The 18,540-nt window shown below is 59.4% G+C and carries 16 protein-coding genes; 7 read left to right on the plus strand and 9 right to left on the minus strand.

Annotation, left to right across the window (positions count from 1 at the left end; all coding sequences use genetic code 11):
• Positions 1-1,014: 1,014 nt before the first annotated feature.
• From TBK1r_RS31390 to surE, 3 genes are all read left to right on the plus strand, one after another.
• A complete protein-coding gene (locus tag TBK1r_RS31390; protein WP_145219315.1) occupies positions 1,015-2,133 on the plus strand; it encodes a glycosyltransferase in 1,119 nt (372 codons plus the stop codon).
• 859 nt (positions 2,134-2,992) lie between these two features.
• Complete coding sequence (ispG, locus tag TBK1r_RS31395) at positions 2,993-4,129, plus strand: (E)-4-hydroxy-3-methylbut-2-enyl-diphosphate synthase (protein WP_145219318.1); 1,137 nt, start codon at positions 2,993-2,995, stop codon at positions 4,127-4,129.
• On the plus strand, positions 4,123-4,872 hold the full coding sequence (gene surE, locus TBK1r_RS31400) for a 5'/3'-nucleotidase SurE (RefSeq protein ID WP_145219320.1): 750 nt from the start codon (positions 4,123-4,125) through the stop codon (positions 4,870-4,872). Before ispG ends, surE begins: the two co-directional genes overlap by 7 nt.
• A 46-nt stretch (positions 4,873-4,918) precedes the next feature.
• Here the strand turns inward: surE and TBK1r_RS31405 are convergent, their stop codons facing one another.
• Positions 4,919-5,152: a carbon storage regulator gene (locus tag TBK1r_RS31405; protein WP_145219323.1), complete on the minus strand. Its 234-nt coding sequence runs from the start codon at positions 5,150-5,152 to the stop codon at positions 4,919-4,921.
• 399 nt (positions 5,153-5,551) lie between these two features.
• On the opposite strand from TBK1r_RS31405, the gene TBK1r_RS31410 reads away from it, so the two are divergent.
• Positions 5,552-6,289, plus strand: a complete 738-nt coding sequence (locus tag TBK1r_RS31410) for a UvrB/UvrC motif-containing protein (RefSeq protein WP_095741262.1) — start codon at positions 5,552-5,554, stop codon at positions 6,287-6,289.
• A 100-nt stretch (positions 6,290-6,389) separates the two neighbouring features.
• Here the strand turns inward: TBK1r_RS31410 and TBK1r_RS31415 are convergent, their stop codons facing one another.
• Positions 6,390-6,974 (minus strand): RNA polymerase sigma factor, encoded by a 585-nt coding sequence (locus TBK1r_RS31415; protein ID WP_145219325.1) that lies wholly within the window; start codon positions 6,972-6,974, stop codon positions 6,390-6,392.
• Between the two features lie 1,085 nt (positions 6,975-8,059).
• On the opposite strand from TBK1r_RS31415, the gene TBK1r_RS31420 reads away from it, so the two are divergent.
• Together TBK1r_RS31420 and TBK1r_RS31425 are read left to right on the plus strand one after the other, a co-directional pair.
• Positions 8,060-9,013: a ComF family protein gene (locus TBK1r_RS31420; RefSeq protein ID WP_145219327.1), complete on the plus strand. Its 954-nt coding sequence runs from the start codon at positions 8,060-8,062 to the stop codon at positions 9,011-9,013.
• A gap of 345 nt (positions 9,014-9,358) precedes the next feature.
• On the plus strand, positions 9,359-10,321 hold the full coding sequence (locus TBK1r_RS31425) for a DUF502 domain-containing protein (RefSeq protein WP_419580583.1): 963 nt from the start codon (positions 9,359-9,361) through the stop codon (positions 10,319-10,321).
• A gap of 34 nt (positions 10,322-10,355) precedes the next feature.
• Here TBK1r_RS31425 and TBK1r_RS31430 read toward each other — a convergent pair whose 3' ends face one another.
• From TBK1r_RS31430 to ilvN, 3 genes are all read right to left on the minus strand, one after another.
• Positions 10,356-10,973, minus strand: coding sequence for a DUF4254 domain-containing protein (locus TBK1r_RS31430; RefSeq protein WP_145219329.1), 618 nt, complete (start codon positions 10,971-10,973; stop codon positions 10,356-10,358).
• Between the two features lie 334 nt (positions 10,974-11,307).
• Positions 11,308-12,315, minus strand: coding sequence for a ketol-acid reductoisomerase (gene ilvC, locus TBK1r_RS31435; protein WP_145219331.1), 1,008 nt, complete (start codon positions 12,313-12,315; stop codon positions 11,308-11,310).
• A 58-nt stretch (positions 12,316-12,373) separates the two neighbouring features.
• Complete coding sequence (gene ilvN / locus TBK1r_RS31440) at positions 12,374-12,910, minus strand: acetolactate synthase small subunit (RefSeq protein WP_145219333.1); 537 nt, start codon at positions 12,908-12,910, stop codon at positions 12,374-12,376.
• 322 nt (positions 12,911-13,232) lie between these two features.
• On the opposite strand from ilvN, the gene TBK1r_RS31445 reads away from it, so the two are divergent.
• Positions 13,233-14,594, plus strand: a complete 1,362-nt coding sequence (locus tag TBK1r_RS31445; RefSeq protein ID WP_145219336.1) for a carbon-nitrogen hydrolase family protein — start codon at positions 13,233-13,235, stop codon at positions 14,592-14,594.
• Positions 14,595-14,674: 80 nt separating this feature from the next.
• On the opposite strand, the gene TBK1r_RS31450 is transcribed toward TBK1r_RS31445, so the two are convergent.
• The 4 genes from TBK1r_RS31450 to TBK1r_RS31465 form a co-directional block, all read right to left on the minus strand.
• Positions 14,675-15,223 (minus strand): cysteine hydrolase family protein, encoded by a 549-nt coding sequence (locus TBK1r_RS31450; protein ID WP_145219338.1) that lies wholly within the window; start codon positions 15,221-15,223, stop codon positions 14,675-14,677.
• Positions 15,224-15,395: 172 nt separating this feature from the next.
• Positions 15,396-16,052 (minus strand): hypothetical protein, encoded by a 657-nt coding sequence (locus TBK1r_RS31455; protein ID WP_145219340.1) that lies wholly within the window; start codon positions 16,050-16,052, stop codon positions 15,396-15,398.
• A 66-nt stretch (positions 16,053-16,118) separates the two neighbouring features.
• On the minus strand, positions 16,119-17,699 hold the full coding sequence (locus TBK1r_RS31460) for an OprO/OprP family phosphate-selective porin (RefSeq protein ID WP_145219342.1): 1,581 nt from the start codon (positions 17,697-17,699) through the stop codon (positions 16,119-16,121).
• 353 nt (positions 17,700-18,052) lie between these two features.
• A complete protein-coding gene (locus TBK1r_RS31465) occupies positions 18,053-18,478 on the minus strand; it encodes a hypothetical protein (protein WP_145219344.1) in 426 nt (141 codons plus the stop codon).
• Between the last annotated feature and the right edge of the window lie 62 nt (positions 18,479-18,540).

An 18,540-nucleotide genomic window follows, 5' to 3' on the forward strand; every position in this document is an offset into this window, starting at 1 on the left:
CGCCAGGTGGTATGGTTGGCCGGCCAGCAGCGACACCTGATCGCTTCGAACGCACCGCCCCACCCGATGTTTTCGGCTAGTCTGTAGCGAAAAGCATGGCAAATTTTGCCAAGCCGTCAAATCGGAGACCTCTCGGCAGGGAAACCCCAAACCCGTGATAGGTTAACGGTTTAGGATCGCTCGTGCCACGCCGCTGGAAAGACAATTCGCACCATTTATTACGTCGCCGTTACAAAGCAGTCGCCGATTTGCAGGCGTGGAGCGTCCCAAGCCATCTCGTCAGGTGCGGACGCGTAAGCAAATACCGCCAAGTGAAGCAGAATGGAGAGGTCCGCACGCTGGCGCGAACCGGCTGATGATCAAACGATGACCAGCCGTTTGGCGCGAACCGACAGGGCGCAAACCCGAGGAAACGAGACGCAACCTAGCGGTATTGGGCCTAAATCGGCTGGCCGTCACGTGGCGGGATCGGGCCGAAGCGTTTGACCGGTGTGGTCCTGAAGATTCAGCAGTGACGGACGACACAAAGCCGCCCACCAGGGGAGTCACCAACAGCCACTCAGCGAAATTCAGCTTTCTCGGCCGGGGCCCTGGCGGTCGCCGGGGCCGTTCGGGCGTGAAGCATCGCCTGCCGGATCGCCGACGTTTCCCGTTTGGCCACGCGAGCCATCTCGGGAAACCGCCGATGATGTCGATGGCCAAATGCCGCTGGGACCCACGACCAACGTTTCTTTCAGCCCGTGAACGGACTCGATCGTTAAGCTTGGCGGGACAGACCAGCTAGACGGAGTGATCATCTCTTTACCTATAGCTACTTGCTCGCCCTGAAGTTGCGAGCGGAATCGAACAGTGAGGCACTGCCAACAACTTCGCCCATCGATCCGATGGAATTGGGTTTGATTTGACGATCCCGTCAATCAAGTTTCGCTCCATCGGGTGATTGAGACGATTGCAGGGACCTTACATGCAATCTAACGGAAAAACCAAGACCGATTCCACTTCGTATCCCATCCCATGAGAGTTGATTTTTTAATCACCGAATTGAACGTCGGAGGCGCCGAGAAAGCGTTAACCGAATTAGCCCTCGGGATGCAACGGCGGGGCCACCGCGTCCGCGTGCTCTCGATCGGTTCGGCGCCGTCGGCTGACCGACACCGTCTGGTCGACCGCTTGGCCAACGAACACGTGACGGTTGAATTCGGTGGCTTTGATCATTGGAGCCGGATGATCTCGGCAACCCGCTGGCTGGCCCGCCGAATCCACGCGGACCCACCGGATGTTTGCCAAACCTTCCTCTTCCATGCCAACTGCTTGGGAACCCTCGCAGCCAAACGCGCCGGCGTACGACACGTCGTCGGCGGGCTTCGCGTCGCCGAAGCCAAACGCGTGCGGTTGATCCTGGAATCGAAAGCGATCCGCCGCATGAGTCACCTCGTCTGCGTCAGCGAACAGGTTCGTTCCTTCGCGATCGAGCAGCTGTCCGCTAACCCTCAATCGTGTTCGGTCATCCCCAACGGCGTCGACGCGCCAACCTATCGAGACGCCGTGGCGTTGGACTGGTCCCAAATCGGTTGGCCGAGCGAAAGCCAAGTCGCGGTCTTCATCGGTCGACTGCATCCCCAGAAAGGGATCGAGTTGATTCAACAGCAGTTCCACGAACTGTTTGCTGATCACAGTAACCGGCGACTGGTGATGATCGGCGACGGCCCGCTGCGAGAACCGTTGTCGCGCTGGGCCGATGAAGTGGGCCAGGATCGTGTCAAAATCCTGCCCTGGCAAAACGATGTCGCGCCGTTCCTGAAAGCCGCCACGATGCTGTTGCTGCCGAGCCATTACGAGGGCATGCCGAACATCGTCCTGGAAGCGATGGCCGCCGGTTGCGTGACCGTCTGCAGCCGAGTCGAAGGCAGCATCGAACTGCTCGGCGACGCGTCTACCCGACGCGGCCAATCTCAGGGGTTCGCTGCCGGCGACGGTGCCGCCCTGACACGTCTGGCTGACGCCTTTTTTCGCTCCCCCGAGTTGCGCCGCCAGATCGGCGAGGCCAATCAGCTACACGTCGAAAACTATTTCTCCAACCGCCAGATGATCGAGCGTTACGAAGCGTTGTACGAATTATTGCTATCCCGATAAAACACGCTCGGTCCACACGACGCGAGTGACGGGGAAGTCCTGCGTCTGCGGATCTCACGATGGGCCACACGAGATCAAGACGGTGCGAGCGTTTCCTCAGCGATGACCTCCAGCCGGACTCGCTTCGGTCGATGCAACCTCTGCGCCGGCGTGCTGATTCTGAATTCGGGCGTCGATTTGTCCGATGGAGTGAAAATCGAGAACGAGCAGGGGGCAAAACGATGCGGGGCAAGACGATTACTATCTGGAATTGTTTTGCCCCTATTGTTTTGCCACTCATTCCCGAATCGTCCGCTGGAAAAAGGCAAGAAGATTTCGGAGGTAAGAAAATGAATTCCGGCTGCGATCCTTGATCGTCGGCAATTTTCTTACCTCCAAAATTTTCCTACCCCCGCTTCTTCGTCGTCCGAAGCAACGAAACAACTCTCTCAAACTCGCGGAGGCTGGACCAACCGCCTGGAGTGACGCGTCTCGCCAATTGCGTTCGGTGCTGGACACGGCGTCCCCATCACACCAAGCCGTCACCGTTCTCGTCGATGCCATGCCGGTCGGTGTGGGCGGCAGATGTGGGCAGCGGTGGCCGGGCTGGAATACAATCAGCAGCTTGGCCAGACGGGTGCCGTGAGGTCCATCGGTTGGCAGCCGATTGGATCGCGCCAATTGGATTGCACTGCTCGCCTGGATTGCACTGCTCGCCGGTTCCCGTCTCGGTACCCCTGGGCGTACAATCTCGACGACCGAATCACCGACTGGCGAGGCCGGTTGCTGGCCGCCAGCGACGGCGGTTTGTCTGCCGGCGGGCCATTCGGAAGGCGCAGGCGGAACGCCCCGCCCCCCCATTCACCCCCACACAGTTTCTATGGCAATTCAGCGAAATCAAACTCGGGCGGTCGCGATCGGCAATGTCGTCGTCGGCGACGGCCATCCGATCGCGGTGCAGAGCATGACCGCGACCAAGACCCAAGACATCGACGCCACCGTTGCCCAGGCGGAAGCCTATCGCGAGGCGGGTGCGGGCGTGGTCCGGATTGCGGTCGACAGCGACAAAGATGCCGCCGCACTGGCCGAGATTCGAAAGCAAACCACCGCCAACCTGGCCGTCGACTTGCAAGAGAATTTTCGGCTGGCGGAAAAGGTCGCGCCGTACGTCGACAAGATTCGCTACAACCCCGGTCACCTTTATCACCATCAGCGCGACAAGCCCTGGCAAGACAAGGTGCGGTTCATCATCGAGCAAGCCCAACAACACGACTGCGCGATTCGGATCGGGGTGAATTGTGGCAGCGTCGACCCCGACAAAAAAGCCAAGTACGATCCATCGGACTCGATCACGCCGATGCTCGAAAGCGCCTTGGAGCACTGTGACTTCGTCGACTCGCTGGGCTTTCACCGCTACGTCGTCTCGCTCAAAGATAGTGATCCGCAACAGGTCATCGAAGGCAATCGACGTTTCGCCCAACAACGGCCCGAGATCCCGTTGCACCTGGGCGTCACCGAAGCCGGGATGCCGCCGGAGGGAATCATCAAGACACGGATCGCGTTCGAACAGTTGATCGGCCAGGGCATCGGGGACACCGTGCGAGTCTCATTGACGCTTCCCAACGATCGCAAGCCCGAAGAGATCGCGGCGGGGCGTCAGATTATCGAAGACATCTATGCCGGACGTGTCCGAACGGTGGTCAAGCTGAATGAAAAAGCGTTGAACATCATCAGTTGTCCGAGCTGCTCGCGCGTGGAGAACGAAGCGTTTATCGATCTGGCCCAAAGCGTCAAGGAAATGACCGAGTACGCCAAGGACCACGACATCACGATCGCGGTGATGGGCTGCCGCGTGAACGGCCCCGGCGAAACCGACGATGCCGACCTCGGGTTGTGGTGCGGCCCGGCCAAGGTGAACCTGAAACGTGGCACCGAAGCCTTGGGTGCATTCGGGTACGACGAGATCCTGCCGCGGCTGCGACAGGAACTGGACGCCATCATCGCGACGAAATGCTGAAGATTTTACTGACCAACGATGACGGCATCGATGCGCCGGGAATCCATGCCCTCTATGACAGCGTCCGTCATGCGATCCAGGTGCATCGCCCCGACGAAGACGTCGAAATCGTTGCCGTTGCGCCGGACCGCTGCCGTAGCGAGTGCGGACACAGCATCGTGACCACGCATCCGCTGACGGTCACGACGGTTCGCGAGAACTGGCACAGCGTCAACGGGACACCCGTCGATTGCATCCGCGTGGCCCACTACGCGATGGATTTCCAACCGGACATCGTGTTTTCGGGAATCAATGCCGGAGCGAATCTAGGTGTGAACTTGATGATCAGCGGTACCTTCGCCGCAGCCCGTGAAGCGAGTCTGTTGGGGATTCCGGCACTGGCGGCGTCGCACTATCGGCGGCCCGATGTGCCTCGGACCTGGGACCACACGCCGACTTGGCTCGAGCCGACGATCGGTGACTTTTTTCGTGCGGCGATCGACGCCCCGGCCGGTGGCAATCCGCCACCGCTGTGGAACGTGAATCTGCCCGCCGTGGCTCCAGACGCCGACCTTCGACCTGACATCATCGAATGCGAAGTCGATCGTTGCCCCATCGATCGAACGGGAACGATCGAACCGGGGGGACGTGTTCGATTCGAGTTGGATTTTCATGCCAGGCCGCGAGAACAAGGACGTGACGTCCAGCATTGTTTCGACGGCCGAATCACGGTCAGTAAACTTGGCGTCCACCTGGGCCAATGACCCATGCGGGGACGGACACCGCAAGCCCCGATCGGAACGGGCACCCTCACGCCTCTGCTTTGCTAGCGACCGCGATCGCTGCTTCGCCCATCGACGCCGTGTTTGGGGTGGATCCCGAGGGGGCGACTTGATTTTTTTGCAACTCGCCTCGCACGATTCGGACATTCCGGGGCGCTTCGATGCCGATGGCGACTCGGTTTCCCGAGATCCGATTGACGGTCAGAACAATGTCATCGCCGACCATCAACTTTTCACCGACTTTGCGACTGAGAACCAACATGAGCTTACTTCCTTGATCTATGGAGTCTGAAACGATTCGTTTGCGGAAACAGAGTACAAACCGTGTGCCAATCACTAGCCTAAATCGCGTCAACCAATCCCAAACGCCGGCGAACTTTAGAAAATCCGCTGAAAAAAGTCGAACTTTTCTGTACCACCACGGGACGAGATTGACATTGCTGGCAATTTTCGACCGTGCTTGGGTAACTCATCCTGGAATGCTTGTCGCGAATTGAGACGTCTGCCCTGGTCGGCTTGTTTCCCTGACGCTGATAGAGTTATCTGCGCTGGACCTGACACGGCTGGTCATTCGACCGCGACAAGTCCGATGCTATACTCCAATTGCAGGGCGGGCCTGGCTGATCCATCCAAGCACAGCTTGCCGATTCAGAAGAGACCGATGAAACGAACGATGCATCTAGACGATCTACTCAAGGAATGGGAATTCAACCCGCACACGTTGAATGTCCGCATGGTGAAAGGAAATGACGGACGCGATGTGATCCAGATGCGAGTGGACATGGGTGTCCTGCAGCTCGAGACGACCGGCCGCCCTGACGGCACCGTGGTCGAGGGGCATCCGACCTATCTGGAATACCTGCAGGAAGCGGTCTTGGAAGACCCCGAGATGGAGCTGGACGAAGATCAGTGCATGGAGGTCGATCGGGAGTTCATGCAGTTCTACCATCGCCGTATCTGCTGGTTGCGGTTGCAGTACTACAACCGCGCCGTGATGGATGCCGATCACACCTTGCGGCTGATGGATGTCAGCGAGCGGGTCAGCCCCGACGAGGAATGGTCGCGATCGCACGAGCAGTATCGACCGTTCGTGCTGTTCCATCGCACGCAAGCGGCCGCCCTGGGCGCCTTGGAAGAGGAGGAGTCGGGCGAGGACGCGGTGATGGCGATCAACGCCGGCCTGGAAACGATCCGACAGTTCTTTGAAAAACACGAAGCCGACGAGCACTTCGAAGAAGACGAACTGGTCGTCCGTCTGGTCGAATTGCGTGAAACCCTACGCAGCGAATATGAAGTCGGCCAAACACTGCGCGAGAAACTGACCGCCGCGGTGGAACAAGAACAATATGAGCTGGCCGCGAAACTGCGCGACGAACTCAATCAACGCGAACTGGACTGAAAAAAAACGCGTGCGAACGAGGTCGGGAACCTCATCCGCACGCGTCATCAACGAGTCGGCCGAGTCTGGGCCAACTTAATCTGGCCCAGCCGAGGGCGGCTCAAACGGCCGCCCCCAGCAAGTCCATCTCCTTGGCCAGTCGCTTTCGCGCGACGTGCAATCGTCGCTTGATCGTACCGATCGGGGCTTGGAACGCGTCGCTCATCTCGATCAACGTTTGACCGTTCAAGTAGAACGCGGTCAACGTTTCTTGATCCAATGCGCCGAGACGGTCGATGCTGTTTCGAACCGCTTCGGCTTGCTCACGATGCTCGGCCACCTCGTCGGGAGCGTCCTCGGACACGCAGGTCGCTTCCAAGGTTTCCGGATCGCAGGCGATGGCCGATCGATTGCGGGTCACGCGATTGATGGCCATTCGGTGCACGATCTGACGCAACCAACCGCCGAATGCTTCGGGCACTCGCAGTTGGTCGATCTTTTGCATCGCCTGGATGAAAACGTCTTGCGCCAACTCGTCGGCTTCGTCCGCGTTACGAACCCGGCTCATCGCACCGGCGACGATTGCGGATCGGTATCGGTCAAACAATTCGCCAAAGGCATCGCGATCGCCGCCTTGGGCGCGAACGACCAGTTCAGCGACAGTCAATTCTCGGAGATCAAACAGGGTTTCAGTGTTGATGTTCATCGCTCGGTTCCTTCCGAAAGCTGACCGGTGTGGCGGATTGATTCCGCACGGGGAAAATCAGCGTCTTCGGGTGTCAGCTTGATCGCCGCGTCGTTTCTTTGCGCTGTGCTGGAGCGCTCCGTGACGCGGCAGGGTGATCAAGCCAGGTTGATCGTCGGGGTAAGGCGAGGCCGAGCTTGTGAGGGGGTCTGTGGCAACAGGCCGCGTTCACGCGATCGACTTGGATGTATCAGTCGCGACTGCCAAACGTCTCGATGTCCGAAATCGGAGCGATGCACTTGATTCTCGAAACGGGCCGAACGGCTTTTCGATCGAGAACGGGCGATGACTTGAAAGCGCTGGGCTTCAGGTCAAAACCGTTAAACACATCTCCGAAGGTGCCTGGGGGGAAACCTGCGTCGCGTTGACGCCGGTTTCGGCTAGGACCATCGGCCTGGCATTCGCAGTGGGATTGGGAGACCTGCCTCGACAGGCTTCCAAATCTCAGCCTCTCTGTCGCAGAGCGGCCGAGCCACGTTCGGCTAGTCCCAGTAGCCGGACGGTGAGTGGTAAACGTTTCCGTTTACCCCCGGCCGTCTGGACGACGCTGGCTAGCCAAGCGTGGGATGTCGGAGCACTCGGATGGCCGCAACGGGGCTGATCTTGCATCAGCAATCGTTGTGGCCCCGAATACATCCCGATCCCGGGCGATACACACGCCATACAGAGCTGGAGGTCTGGTGCGTGTGCAAATACATCGGCGCTCGAAATCTCACGGACACCTGCGATATTCAGGCTACGTGTGACAGCTGCGATGATTTGATTAATACGCATTTCAAACCTCCCGGCACCGTTCGTGGTGCGGCGTGGAGCAAAGAATAAAAATTCAAATGGCGGACCGACCAAACCGTTCGCCCGACGGGAACGAACTGCTGCGGATGCATTAACATGCCGCTGGCCGAGGGTCTGCCGACCTGCGTTAACGGTAACGCACGTCGACCCCAAAAGCCAGTGAAAACTCACCGACCTGTGGTAGTTGATCGTACAGAGCGAGCCCTCAAAGAAAGGTTCGCGCGAAAATAAATCAATTTTTGTTTTGCCTGATCATGGGTGCAGACAGTTCCCCTCCAAACGCCGCCCCGGCCGCCCGACGGCTGCGGCTCCTCGAGCGGGGCGCCCGTTTCGGGGGTCAACTGGGCCGGCAAGCGTTGGAATTGGTTCTGCCGTCGACCTGTCGGTTGTGCGACGCCTGCATCGCGCCGGAGCGAGATTTTTGTGCCGATTGCCGCCCACAACTCGAATCGAGCGAATCACTGATGCGATCGGCCTGCCTGCGCTGCGGGCACCCTGGCGCTGGTACTGCTGGAGCTGGCACTGCGGGGGCAAACCATCGGGGGGCTGCTCCTTTCGCCCTGGCCGCGGCGGATCCGCCAGGTCAACAACCGCCCCCGCTCGACCGCTGCCCGCGATGCAAACGGGAAACCTACGCCTTTGACGGCTGTATCGCGTTGTGGAGCTACGACGGGTTGGTACGCAGCGCGGTCGTGGCGGCGAAGTACGGCAGCCAGATTTCGCTTGCCGACGCATTGGCACGACGCTTGGCCCGCCGCATTCGAGAGGTCATTGAACCGCCATCAGACGACGGCAACAACGCTGAATCCGACATTCCGAACTTGATCACGTCCGTCCCGTCGCATCTGTGGCGTCGTATTCAGCGGGGGGCCGGCGGCAGCCGTGTGCTGGCCCGATCGGTCACCCGCGCCCTGGGCCGGGACTGGCCGGGCGTGGCCTACGCGGACTTGCTGGCGACCACACGCAAGATCAACAAGCAGGCTTGGTTGGGGGAAAAGGAGCGGATTGCGAACGTGAGCGGCGCGTTTCGCACCTCGCGGACGCCCTGGCGACCCTGGCAACGGCGGTCGCTGGCAGGCAAACACGTGCTGTTGATCGACGATGTGATGACAACCGGCGCCACCGCAGGGGAAAACGCGAAGGTGCTCAAACAAGCCGGGGCACGCCGTGTGACCGTCGCGGTCGTTGCACGCGCCTGCTCGGGATGACCGAGTGTCGAGTTTTCGGGGAATTGCTACTAAGAATTCCGTCGAGGGGCCGAAGCGCCTTAATGCAGGCAGTTCGCGAAGTTTCGGCAAATTCAAAGCGTGGCGGAGGCGTGGCGGGCTGGAAGACGGGTTTTTCAATGCGATGATTCTTGCGAACATGCCGATTGTGCATACTGTGAGGGTTAGGGGCCGCTACGTCCGAAGGCGGCCCCGGGAATTCCAATCCAGACTTGACCCAGTAGCGTACAGTTCTACTCACAACCTTTTTCCATTGCTTTGCCTGATTCAACCACACCCGCTGTGACCGATCACGACGAAAACTTTCATGCTTCTCGAACGGTGAGCGTGCGAAACATTTTGGTTCGCGGCCTGGGGGTCGTTTTGCCGCCGCTGCTGACCATTCTGGTCCTGATTTGGGCGTGGCGAACGATCGAAACGTACGTGCTGCGTCCGACCGAGTGGATCGTCCAAGAGGGACTGGTGTGGGGTGCCGAATACTTTGACGGCACGCTGAGCACAGTTCCTGAAGGGGCGGTCCCCGAACCTGGCGGCGGCTTCAGCACCTACACGCTGCTGGGCTACAGCAAGTACGTCCCGGATCCGACGGGGCGACGTTACTTGCCCAAAGAAATCGTCGACAGGGTCAACGAGAACGCGGACAAGTTCGGGACCGACGCCAAACCGCTGGTTTCGGCAAACGCCTACTGGCATCGCTACATCCAGATCACTTGGATGCAGCGAAAGTACGTCGTCCCGGTCTTCCTGATCGTGTTCCTGACGGTCCTGTATTTCATGGGACGTCTGTTCACGTTTCGCCTCGGCCGCTGGTTTTTCCGCGGCTTCGACGGAGCGATCTTGCGCATCCCGTTCGTCAACAAGGTTTACGGCAGCGTGAAGCAGGTCACCGATTTTGCGTTCAGCGAACGTGAAATCGAGTTCAACAACGTCGTCGCGGTTCAATATCCCAGCAAGGGCATCTGGTCATTGGGGTTCGTCACCGGCAACAGCGTCCGTCAATTGCACGACGCCACGGGTGAAGAAATGATGAGCGTGCTGATGCCGACCAGCCCGATGCCGATGACGGGGTTCACCGTCACGGTCCGGCGCAGCGATACGATCGATATCGACATGACGGTCGACGAAGCGATCCAGTTTGTCGTCAGCTGTGGCGTCGTGGTGCCACCGAATCAGCGGGTCAACGGCGCGCCGAACAACAAACCCCGACCGACCGGAAAGCTTCGCGACGGCGCGGTGATCCTGCCCGGCAACCCGCAAACCGAACACTCCGTCGACCCGTCGACCGTTTGAATCGGCCAACGCTCCGCCGGCAGACCGTCACTTCTTACGACTTGTAGATTTCCGGGTTGAGCGACGGATCGTTGTACATCTTCATTTGACGATACGTCTTGTGTTGCTTCTTTCCGTCGAAGATGTCGACCAGTAATTCTTGCAGCGAATTGGAAAGATCCGTGTGCTGTTGTTGGCACAGATCGATTCGAGCGGCGACCATGGCGCGGTGATTCGCATCGGCATCTTCACGATCGAGTTGCTCGCGATAGTGATACAGTCGCAGCGACATGATCGACAAACGGTCGATCGCACTGCCGGCGGTTTCGGTGTTGATCGGCGCGGCGGGGGCGGGTTGGACATGCAGCGTGCGGAGCAGTTCGGTGATCGCATCATCCAGCTTTTCGATCATGTCGTTTCGCTGTTGATTGAGCTTGTCGATCGCCCGTTTCACTTCGGCAATCTTGACATCGTCGGCGGTCGGGCTGCGGGCGATGTCTTCCTGGTGCCACAGCCGATAGTTGTATTCATGCTGGGTGCACACGAGTTGCTTGAACCCGTCATAGGGATTCTCGATCGGCCCCTGGTGCCAAGCGGCCACGGTGTCGATTTGCAATTGCGTGATTTCTGAAACCGAGGGCAAACGCGTTGCGGCGAGGGTGGATGCTGACATGGTGCTGGAGGCCGGCTAGACGCCGGGGCGAGCGAGGGAGCGAAATGAAGCACCCGCATTGTGCGGATTCTGGCGGCTCATTGCGAGAGCAATCCGACGACACAAAAAAAGCCCGGGTTCCCTGCTGTCAGGAAACCCGAGCCGTTGTCATCGTCCGGTGCAGCAGGCCCTTCAGGGGGTAACGCTGCGAAGCATTTTCCCCTGCGTTTTGCGAGACGATAGCGGCAGGGCGCAAGCCCTCCGGTCCCTCATCGTTCCCGAAACACCGGAGGGCTCGCGCCCTACCGCTAAAAAATGCTTCACCGCGATGCCCCGTCGGGGCCTGGGCCGATGATCAGGAGACTTCTTTTTCTTCGATCCAGGACATCATTTTTCGCAGCCCACGTCCGATCTGCTCGACACCGTGGTCTCGTTCGCGTCGTCGGGTGGCTTTGAAGAACGCGGCGCCGCCACGGTTTTCCAGGATCCAGTTGCGGGCGAAGGTGCCGTTTTGAATCTCTTCCAAGACGCGTTTCATCTCGGCCTTGGTTTCGTCGGTGATGATGCGGGGACCGGTGACGTAATCGCCGTACTCGGCCGTGTTGCTGATGCTGTAACGCATGTAGCTGAGTCCGCCCTGGTACAGAAGGTCGACGATCAGTTTCAGCTCGTGCATGCACTCGAAGTACGCCATCTCGGGCTGATAACCGGCTTCGACGAGGGTTTCAAAACCGGCCTTGACCAGTTCGCTGACGCCGCCGCAGAGCACGACTTGTTCGCCGAACAGGTCCGTTTCGGTCTCTTCCATGAACGAGGTCTCGATCACACCGCCTCGCGTTCCGCCGATCCCCTTGGCGTAGGCCAAACCGATTTGCTTAGTGGTTTCCGACGCGTCTTCGCCCAACGCGATCAACGCCGGGACGCCGCCGCCTTTTTCATATTCGCTGCGGACCAGGTGACCGGGGCCCTTGGGTGCGACCAGCAGCGTGTCGATTCCTTTGGGAGGAGCGATCTGCCCGAAGTGGATGTTGAATCCGTGCGAACACATCAGCACGTTGCCTTTGGAAAGGTTCGGCAGAATGGCGTCGCGGTAGACATCGGCCTGCACTTCGTCGGGCAGCAGAATGTTGATCACGTCCGCTTCTTTGGTGGCGTCCGCGATCGATTTGGGCTCAAAGCCGTGGGAAACGGCCAGGTCGTAATTGGCCGAACCGGGGCGTTGGCCGATGATGACATTGACGCCGCTGTCACGCAGGTTCTGTGCCTGGGCGTGGCCTTGGGATCCGTAGCCGAGGATCGCGACCGTTTTGCCTTTGAGGTGCGAAAGGTCGGCGTCGTTGTCGTAGTAAATGGTGGCTGCCATGATGAAATGGTCTCGAGGTGATTGGAAAGGTGGTAGGGAAGGAATTCCGAGGGAGAAATCAGGCGGTCGCCTTGGCGGCTTCGTCAGCGATGGAGATGTCCGAATCGCTGCGTACCATCGCGACGCGGCCCGTTCGCACCAACTCGGTGATCCCGTAGGGGCGGACGCGTTCGATGAACGCCTGGACTTTGTTCTCTCGGCCACTGATCTCAATCATCAGCTCTTCCGGCCCGACATCGACGATGCGTCCGCGAAAGATATCGACCAGCTCACGAATTTCGGCCCGCTTGGGCCCCGAAGGGGCTTGGACCTTCAACAGCAAAAGATCCCGTTCGACGAAATCGCGACTGCTGACATCGATGACACGGACGACCGTGACAATCTTCTCCAACTGCTTGCGTACTTGCTCCAGCACTCGATCGTCGCCGACGACGACAAAAGTCATGCGAGAGAGCGTTTTGTTTTCGGTTTCACCGACTGCGAGCGAGTCGATGTTGAAGCCACGCGAGGCAAGCATCCCAGAAATATGGGCGAGTACCCCGGGAACGTTCTGGACCAGTGCGGAGAGAACGTGTCGCTGAGTGGGGCTGGGCATCAGTCCGGTTTTGACCGTGAAAGGGAAAGAAAGTCCTGAAATTTGAGCCCGGTAGGATAATTTTGAGAGGTCAGACCAGCAAGGGCCTGATCCCCAGCCCTCCCCGTGCACCTTGCACCCGGGTAGAGGGGAGCCGCTGTTTGAGCAGACAAAAGCGGGTCAAACGCGGGAAATCAATACTGCACCGCGTACACGTTGGGGGTGCCAGTGAGGCGTTCGTTCAGCGGTTTCCACAGGGAGTTTCGCTTCGGGAGATCCACACCGGGATCCCAACAGCTCTTAGAATCTGGTGGATTGGTCCTTGTTTCCGTGGAGAAATCTGATGGGTTTGAATCGTTTCCCGCTGGTCTTGTTGGTCGCGCTGGCCTTGCTGGGATCCACGCTATCGGCAGCCGAGGACGCGACGGCGGAAGGTTGGATGAGCTTGGCCCCACGGGAGGAGATCCAACCGATCTTTCAAACGTCGCCCTCCGCCGACGGGGACCCGGCCGGGCTGGAACTCATCATCCGAGCGGACGATCGCCAGGGGCTCAGCGGGCATTGGCGACGCAGCGTCCCCGTCGTCGGCGGTCGGCACTACCAATTCTCGGTGCTGAGAAAAACCGACGGGATCGAACACCCCCGCCGCTCCGCGATCGCACGAGTGCTGTGGCGTGACCCAAACGGCCAAAAAGTCAAACATGCCGCGCCGGCCATCGACGCCTTTCGCCGAGGGATTCGGCCACAGTCGGAACCGGAGTTTCCCGCGGTGGTGGGAACACGTGACGGCTGGGACGAACTGGCGGGCGTCTATCTGGCACCGCCCGACGCAACCACGGCGACGATCGAACTGCATTTTCGGTGGGGCGATCCGCATTCGTCGGTCCGTTGGAAGCAGGCTCGGCTGGAAACGGCACCGGCTCCGCCGAAGAACCTGGTTCGCCTGGCGACCATCCACTACCAACCACGCGGCGGCGAAACCTCGATGGACAAATGCCGCCAGTTCGCGCCGTTGATCGAACAAGCCGCCAAGCAAGACGCCGACCTGGTCGTGCTACCGGAAACCTTGACCTACTACGGCACGAAGGGAACCTATGCCGACGCTGCCGAGCCGATCCCCGGACCGTCGACGGACTACTTTGCCGAACTGGCCAAGCAACATGACCTGTACATTGTCGCCGGACTGCTCGAACGCGACGGGCATTTGATTTACAACGTCGCCGTCCTGTTGGGCCCCGACGGTAACATCGTCGGCAAGTACCGAAAGGTCTGCTTGCCCCGCAGCGAAATCGAAGGCGGCATCATGCCCGGAAACGAATACCCGGTCTTCTCGACCCGCTTCGGCAAGGTCGGCATGATGGTCTGCTACGACGGCTTCTTTCCCGAAGTCGCGCGGGAACTGGCCAACAACGGCGCTGACGTCATCGCCTGGCCGGTTTGGGGATGCAATCCACTGTTGGCCCAAGCGCGGGCGTGTGAAAACCACGTCTACCTGGTCAGCAGCACGTACACCAAGTCGACCGACAACTGGATTCGATCAGCGATCTACGGACTCGACGGCACCGCCCTGGCCGCCGCCGACGAGTTCGGAACGATCGCGATTGCCGAAGTCGACTTGAATCAGACGCATCATTGGCATTCCCTCGGCGATTTCAAAGCCCAGCTTCCCGCCCACCGACCGGTGGCGGTTCGGCCTGTCGATTAAAGCCCTACACCACTCAGTTAAGCGTGGCTTCCTTAGTTGAGGGCCCGTAGGCTCGCGATAAACGGCTGCCTACTAGAGCTTCACTCCACACGTTGCATCCAAGCCTCGTTGCCGATCACTTCACTGATAAACATTTGCTGCGCGACCAGAATTGATTGATGCAGCTGTTCCGCGGTCGCCTTGCCGGCTTCGTTTTCCACCGTCAGTGTGCCGGTCGCGTCACGCAAGAACTCCACCTTGTAACCGCGATGAAAGGCTTGGCGGGCGGTCGTGTCACAGCACATGTGGGTCATGTATCCGGCGATGCTGATCGTGTCGGCAGCTGTTTTCTTCAGCCAATCCTCCAGCTCGGTTCCGGTAAACGATCCGGGCCATTGCTTGTCGATCAGCACATCGCGGGGGCGCGATTGGACGTCGGGGTGCAATTGCCACATCTCTGAATCCTTGCGAAAAATCGGTGATTCGGGATCGGCTTGGTGGTGGCGAATGACGGCGGTGGGCACGCCCGCTTCGGCCGCTCGATCCATCACCTCCAGAATGCGTTCGAGGTGTCCGGCGGGATGAGAAATCGGCAGTGCTCCGTCGAAATACTCACGTTGAACATCGATCACCAATAACGCTCGGGACATGCAGCGGTCTCCTGACAGGTTCTACGGTAGAAGGAGTGTCTAATGTAGGCGTTCGATGCGTTCTCGGGGGCATTGCAATGCTGCCCCCCGACCACGCTCCACAAAAAAACCTCGCCGTTGCCAATGGGCAACGACGAGGCAATGGAACCAACCGGGAGTTTCGATTGGGCAATCACTCGGCGACGGGTGCCGGCGGGGCCGCCGGCGGTGTCGGCAAAGCTTCTGACGGAGACCGATAATAGTCCGCCGCATCGACGGGTAGCTCGACGGGTAGCTCGACGGGTGCATCCACCGCGGGCTCAGCGACCGGTGCCGGCAGCACCGATGCTTGGCTAGGCTGCAATGCCAGCGGGGCGGCGGCACATCCGCTATCGCAGCCCGTTCCGCCCCCACAGGCACCTGCACACGAACCGGGGCAGCAGCCGCAGCGATCCTTCTTTTCCGCCGTCCAGGTGTACTCGCAGGCGGGGCACTTGTACTTTTCAGTCTTCAGCACGCAGACCTTGCGGACACGGGCTCCGTTGTGCACACACGCGGTACAGCCGAGTCCGTCGCAGGCGGTGCACGACGCACAGGCAGCTTTCTTGGCTTTCTGCCACGGAAAGACAACTCGTGGAATACAGATCGCTTTGGATTCGACGGTGAAACACGTCTTTTCCTCTTCGACCTGTTCGGCATCGAGTTTGCAAACATGGTCGCACACGGGGCAGCACGCACAGCCGGTTTGATCGAGCAGTTTACCGCCGAGGGCAAACGCACTGTGGCAATCGAGCAGACAGAGCGCGGCGGTCAGCAACAGGGCGGCCTGAATGTTTTTTTGAATGGACATGACTTCTTCTTGAAATGGAGTGGTTTGTGAAAACACCCGTTGGGGCGTCTGACATTGAACGGATCGTTAGAAGTCGATCATGTAGCGGAAACCGAGGATGCTGAAGTCGCCATCGATCCCGGCGGCCAGCGGCACGGCCGAGCGACCTTGGCCGGCATTCTCGATTTCACCCATCACCATGTTGGCTTGGATCTTGGAGTACGCGGTCCAGTACCAGTTCAGACCGGCCGTCAACGCATACCCTTGTCCGCCGCGGATATCGGAATCAGACAAATCCAGGTAGTCCGCACGCAGCCCCATGCCCAACGCACCCCAACCCCTCCCGGTGCCGCCGGTGCAGCGATCGACGACGAAGAAGTTTTCGAAGGGTTTGACGCGATCGATCGTTCCCGAACTTCGCTTCAGCGGAATGTGCTCTCCGGTCAGGAAGTAGTGCGCGAACAGGTAGCCGCCATGGAATGTCAGGTTGCTGCCGTTGAACCCGCCCAACGCGTCACGCTGCATCCAGGTGGTGAAGTACTCACCGGTGATCTGAAGCGCGCCGATGTTCAACATCGACTCAAAGGCAAGTTGTTGGTAGCCCTCGGCACCGAGGATCCGCCCGGTGTCCCACCATCGCGAATCGCTTCGCGCCAACGGTCGCGTTCGAAAACGTCCTTCGTTGGCGTTTTGGTCATTGTCCAATTGGCCGTCGCCATCGGTTTGGTTGACCGACCCGGCGATCCCCCAGTGCCAATAGCCGCGCCCGCCACTGATTTCGTCGTACCAGGGACTGCCCGACAGACGACCATACAAACCGCATTCGTCAAAGTCACCGCGATAGCGTCCGTCTTGGCTGATGTTTTCCAACAGAAACGCACCGTATCGCCAGTGGAGCGATTCGTCATCGGTCAGGCCGTACATGCAAACACCCAACCGACGGGCGTCTTCGTTGAACGTTTCCACCGCCAACGGTCGTTCGGCGAACACGTTGTGACGGCTACTGTTGAGGTGATCGAGACCGATGGGTCGTTTTTGATTGCCGATCAACAGGGTTTGGTTGTGCGGAAGCTCATTGAACCCGAAATAAACGTCCTTGATCTCCGCCGAACTGGGATTGTTGAAGTCGATCTGGATGCGGTACTCCATGTTGCCGGGCACGTCGCCGGTCCAGGTCAGACGAATCCGACGGAAGTCCCAACGGTCTTCCGGATCGTCCGTCGGATCACCCGTCTCCAATTCGTTGATCCCCGCATCGCTGTCGAGGAAGTTCCAATTGTCCAGGTGAATCCGTCCGTTGAGCTTGTACGACGGCTTCTTCTTTTTGGCGTCGGAGTCGCTCTTCAGCTTGTCTTGGTACTTTTCCCACGACGACTCCAAATCGCCGACGCGGCCGAGCAACTTTTCGTAGTCCTTCAAGGGAACGGTTCCGCCGTCGACAACCGCATCGGATGCGGACGGCTCGACCCCCGAATCAATCAGCCCGGCATCATCGAGCGGATTCAATCGGGCGGTTTGATAGACCGGCGCCGCGTGGTCGGCCGGCATGCCGAAAAAAGTATCGTCGGCAAAAGTGTTGTCGGCGTTGACCGCCGCAGTGCCGAAGCACGTTGCCAGCGCCAGCGCGAGCGAGAATCGCCGCGAGCGCGCACCATGAGTCTTTTTCATCGCTTCGTTGTCGTCCGTGAACAGTCGCGACGAGCGTGAGGTACCGATCCATCAGTACCTGATTAGCCACTCGTCCTAAGTTGATGGGAGCAGGCTCGGGAAACGCCCCTCTCCCAGTTCAGCCATCGTCGCGTGCGGCATGAAACAATGCGTCGGTGTACATAGTTTTGCCGCTAACACGGATCCCCCACTCTGACGACGCGTTCGACCGTTGTTTGCCGATCAATTCGCAACACCGTCACCATCGATACACCTTGACTCGATTCGCCGTCCCGTTCCCCCGAATCGTTGCAGCTTTCCTGCCATTGGCCCGACCATGAAGATCGCGTGAAGCACAGATGAAGAACCGGTGATCACGACGCGATCAGCGCGAGGTAGCGAATCAATCGATCCGGTGACTCAGAATCCGTGTTGTCCAACGCAATCGTCAACAATTCGCCTGCCGATTTCCGCCGCTGCGGCTCGCCGACTGCCGCGGCTTCAAGCCGGCGGATCATCTCTTCACAGACCGCTTGGGTGTAAGCGGATCGCGAGGTGGATCCGTTTTTGATCGCCCGCAGCGCCCCGACCACCGCGGAATCGTTGAGCGCGGCCTCTCGTTCAGCGATGCTGAGCACGGCTTCGATCAGCAGTTGGGGGACATCGACACCGTCCGTCGGACGTCGATTCACGTCGCTTGGGGCGGTCGGCCGGTCGTGACCGCGACCGGCCAAATTTCGGCGGCGACGGCGGCGATCAGCGGCCTTGAGATTGGATCGTAACTTCGGTGATTTCGGCATGGAACGGCGCCGCCGGCGACGACAGGAAGATGCTGCAGGTTCATCAGTAGTAATAGGTAACG

The sequence above is a fragment of the Stieleria magnilauensis genome (assembly GCA_007753675.1).
GTDB lineage: Bacteria > Planctomycetota > Planctomycetia > Pirellulales > Pirellulaceae > Stieleria > Stieleria magnilauensis.

What these genes read in the sequence shown, in the direction of transcription:
- TBK1r_RS31390 (WP_145219315.1), top strand. Translation starts at nt 1,015, where the DNA reads ATGAGAGTTGATTTTTTAATCACCGAATTGAACGTCGGAGGCGCCGAG.
- ispG (WP_145219318.1), top strand. Translation starts at nt 2,993, where the DNA reads ATGGCAATTCAGCGAAATCAAACTCGGGCGGTCGCGATCGGCAATGTC.
- surE (WP_145219320.1), top strand. Translation starts at nt 4,123, where the DNA reads ATGCTGAAGATTTTACTGACCAACGATGACGGCATCGATGCGCCGGGA.
- TBK1r_RS31405 (WP_145219323.1), bottom strand. Translation starts at nt 5,152, where the DNA reads ATGTTGGTTCTCAGTCGCAAAGTCGGTGAAAAGTTGATGGTCGGCGAT.
- TBK1r_RS31410 (WP_095741262.1), top strand. Translation starts at nt 5,552, where the DNA reads ATGAAACGAACGATGCATCTAGACGATCTACTCAAGGAATGGGAATTC.
- TBK1r_RS31415 (WP_145219325.1), bottom strand. Translation starts at nt 6,974, where the DNA reads ATGAACATCAACACTGAAACCCTGTTTGATCTCCGAGAATTGACTGTC.
- TBK1r_RS31420 (WP_145219327.1), top strand. Translation starts at nt 8,060, where the DNA reads ATGGGTGCAGACAGTTCCCCTCCAAACGCCGCCCCGGCCGCCCGACGG.
- TBK1r_RS31430 (WP_145219329.1), bottom strand. Translation starts at nt 10,973, where the DNA reads ATGTCAGCATCCACCCTCGCCGCAACGCGTTTGCCCTCGGTTTCAGAA.
- ilvC (WP_145219331.1), bottom strand. Translation starts at nt 12,315, where the DNA reads ATGGCAGCCACCATTTACTACGACAACGACGCCGACCTTTCGCACCTC.
- ilvN (WP_145219333.1), bottom strand. Translation starts at nt 12,910, where the DNA reads ATGCCCAGCCCCACTCAGCGACACGTTCTCTCCGCACTGGTCCAGAAC.
- TBK1r_RS31445 (WP_145219336.1), top strand. Translation starts at nt 13,233, where the DNA reads ATGGGTTTGAATCGTTTCCCGCTGGTCTTGTTGGTCGCGCTGGCCTTG.
- TBK1r_RS31450 (WP_145219338.1), bottom strand. Translation starts at nt 15,223, where the DNA reads ATGTCCCGAGCGTTATTGGTGATCGATGTTCAACGTGAGTATTTCGAC.
- TBK1r_RS31455 (WP_145219340.1), bottom strand. Translation starts at nt 16,052, where the DNA reads ATGTCCATTCAAAAAAACATTCAGGCCGCCCTGTTGCTGACCGCCGCG.
- TBK1r_RS31460 (WP_145219342.1), bottom strand. Translation starts at nt 17,699, where the DNA reads ATGAAAAAGACTCATGGTGCGCGCTCGCGGCGATTCTCGCTCGCGCTG.
- TBK1r_RS31465 (WP_145219344.1), bottom strand. Translation starts at nt 18,478, where the DNA reads ATGCCGAAATCACCGAAGTTACGATCCAATCTCAAGGCCGCTGATCGC.